We start from the raw sequence: 3,115 nt of genomic DNA, 5'->3' as shown, positions 1-3,115 counted from the left end.
ACCCCTTCCAACACCAGCACTACTGGCTCACGCCGTCCGAGGCGCCGGAGGCGGTGGCCGACGGTGTGTTCTGGGACGCCGTGGAGCGGGGCGACCTGTCCTCCCTCGCCGATTCGCTCGGTGTCGAGGAGAAGGCACTGGAGCCCGTTCTGCCGGGCCTGACCTCGTGGCGGCGGCGCAACCAGGACCAATCCACCGTCGACGGCTGGTCGTACCGCATCGCGTGGGACCCGGTGGCGACCGGGGAGCCGCCGGTACTGCCGGGAACGTGGCTGGTGGCCGTCCCCGCACCCCAGGCGGGCGACGCCGCGGTGACGGGCCTGGTCGCCGCGCTGGCCGAGCACGGCGCCGACCCCGTGGTGGTCGAGGTGGACACAGTGGAGCAGGCGGAGCTGACCGCGCGCCTGCGGGAGCGGATGTCCCACGACTCCGATGACGAGTACGCCGGAGTGGTGTCCCTGCTGGCATGGGACGAGCGGATCCACGAACCCGGCACCCTCTCCCGGGGCGTGGCGGCCACGGTGGCGCTGATGCAGGCCGTGGAGGAGATCGGGCTCGCCGCTCCCCTGTGGTGCGTGACCCGTGGCGCGGTCGCCGTGCGCGAGCCGTCCGAGGTGACCAGCGAGTTCCAGCCGCTGGTCTGGGGGATGGGTGTGGTGCAGGGGCTGGATCAGCCGTCCACCTGGGGCGGGATCGTGGATCTGCCGCGGACACCGGACGGGACGGCCCTCGCGCGGCTGTGTGCGGTCCTCGCCGGAGTGGACGCGGAGGACCAGGTCGCGGTCCGCGCGTCGGGGGTGTTCGCCCGGCGGATGCGGCGCGAACCGGTGGCATCGGCACCGGCGTGGCAGCCACGGGACACGGTGCTGATCACCGGCGGCACGGGAGGGCTCGGCTCGTACGTGGCCCGCTGGGCCGCGGGCCACGGCGCCCGGCATGTGGTGCTGCTCAGCCGCCAGGGTGCGCAGGCCCCGGGCGCGGCGGAGCTGGAGGAGGAGCTGATCGCGCTGGGCGCGGACGTGACCATCGCGGCCTGTGATGTGACCGACCGCGAGCAGCTCGCCGCCGTACTGGCGGAGCTCCCGGACGGCGCACCGCTGTCGGCCGTGGTCCACGCCGCTGGGCTGGCGCTGCCGGAGAAGCCGCTGTCGAAGATGACACTCGCCGAGTTCGCCGATATCGGCCGGGCGAAGATCGCCGGGGCGCGACACCTCGACCACCTGCTGTGGGAACGGGAGTTGGACGCCTTCGTCCTCTTCTCGTCCGGTGCGGCGGCCTGGGGCAGCGGCGGCCAGAGTGCCTACGCGGCCGGCAACGCCTACCTGGACGGGCTGGCGCAGCGGCGCCGCGCCCGGGGGCTGGCGGCCACGTCGGTGGCGTGGGGCGCCTGGGGCGGTGGCCTCGGCGCGATCGACGAGATGATGGGCGCGCAGTGGCGCCGCACGGGTCTGATGACCATGGATCCGCGGCTGGCGGCGCTGGCGATGGCACACACGGTGGGCAGCGGCACCGCCCACGGTGTGGTGGCCGACATCGACTGGGAGCGGTTCGCCCCCGGCTACACCATGGCCCGGTTCCGGCCACTGCTGCGGGGACTGCCCGACGTCATCGACCTGCTGACCGAGGATGTCCCCGAGGACGGCGCGGGACAGCCGGAACTGGTCGCACGGCTGGCCGGGCTGAGCCCCGAGGACCAGGAGCGGCTGCTCACCGAGCTGGTGCAGGCCGAGGCCGCGGCCGTGCTCGGACACACGAGCGCCGACGCCACCGGGGACCGTCCGTTCAGCGAGATCGGATTCGACTCGCTGACGGCGGTGGAACTGCGCAACCGCCTCAACGCCGCCACGGGGCTGCGACTGCCCGCCACGATGGTGTTCGACCACCCGCGGCCCAGTGCGCTGGCCCGTCGTATCCGCAGCGAACTCGGCCAGACCGACACCTCGTCGGTGGACTCGGTGCTGGCCGAGCTGGAACGGCTGGAGGCCAGTCTGGTGGCGCTGCCGAAGGAGAAGATCGAACGCGCCCGGATCACCTCGCGGTTGCAGCGGATGACCACCAAGGTCGCCGAGATCGAGGCGGTCGGCGCGAACGGCGAAACCGTCACCGAACGGCTCGACACCGCGAGCGCAGACGATGTGTTCGCCTTCATCGACCAGGAGTTCGGCGTGGACTGATTCCCCCTCTCGTCTCCGCTCACCGATTTCACCCACGAGGCTCTTGGCGAGGTCCAGATGGCGAATGACGAAAAGCTCCTCAACTACCTCAAGCGGGTTACCGCCGATCTGCACCAGACGCGGGAGCGGTTGCGCAAGGCCGAGACGGCGACGGAGGAGCCGATCGCCATCGTCGGCATGGGCTGCCGCTACCCGGGCGGTGTGACCACCCCCGACGGGCTGTGGGATCTGGTGGCCGACGGCCGGGACGCCATCGGCGGGTTTCCGGAGGATCGCGGCTGGGACCTGGAGAACCTCTTCGACGCCGACCCGGACGCCATCGGCACCTCCTATGTGCATGAGGGCGGCTTCCTCGCCGACGCGGCGGAGTTCGACGCCGAGTTCTTCGGTATCTCCCCACGGGAGGCGCTGGCCACCGACCCCCAGCAGCGGCTGCTGCTGGAGACGGCGTGGGAGACGTTGGAGAACGCGGGTATCGACCCGAGTTCGCTGGCGGACAGCGACGTCGGTGTGTTCACCGGCGTGGCCAACGGCGACTACGCGCTGACCGTCGACCAGGTGCCGGATGGATTCGAGGGGTATCTGGGGATCGGTGGCGCGGGCAGCATCGCGTCCGGGCGTATCTCGTACTCGCTCGGTCTGCTCGGCCCGGCGGTCAGCCTGGACACCGGGTGCTCCTCGTCGCTCGTGGCGATGCACCTGGCCGGCCATGCGCTCCGGTCCGGGGAGTGCTCCATGGCGCTCGCCGGTGGAGTGATGGTGATGGCCACCCCCGGTGGCTTCGTCGGATTCTCCCGGCAGCGGGGGCTGGCGCGCGACGGCCGCTGCAAGTCCTTCGGCGAGGGGGCGGACGGCACGAACTGGTCCGAGGGTGTCGGTCTGGTGCTGCTGGAGCGGCTGTCGGACGCCCGCCGCAATGGACACCAGGTGCTCGCGGTCGT

General features: G+C 71.9%; 2 protein-coding genes. Both read left to right on the top strand.

What is annotated here, in order from left to right; translation table 11 throughout:
- Positions 1–2,174 (top strand): SDR family NAD(P)-dependent oxidoreductase (locus IEJ02_RS47605; protein WP_191070476.1); only part of this gene is annotated, 2,174 nt, incomplete at its 5' end.
- 57 nt (positions 2,175–2,231) lie between these two features.
- A partial coding sequence (locus IEJ02_RS47600; RefSeq protein WP_191070475.1) for a beta-ketoacyl synthase N-terminal-like domain-containing protein occupies positions 2,232–3,115 on the top strand: 884 nt, incomplete at its 3' end.

The sequence above is a fragment of the Streptomyces sp. 5-10 genome (genome assembly GCF_014712245.1).
Lineage (GTDB): Bacteria > Actinomycetota > Actinomycetes > Streptomycetales > Streptomycetaceae > Streptomyces > Streptomyces violaceusniger.
Note: the sequence above shows the minus strand (reverse complement) of the source record. Positions and strands in the feature narration are given on the sequence as shown.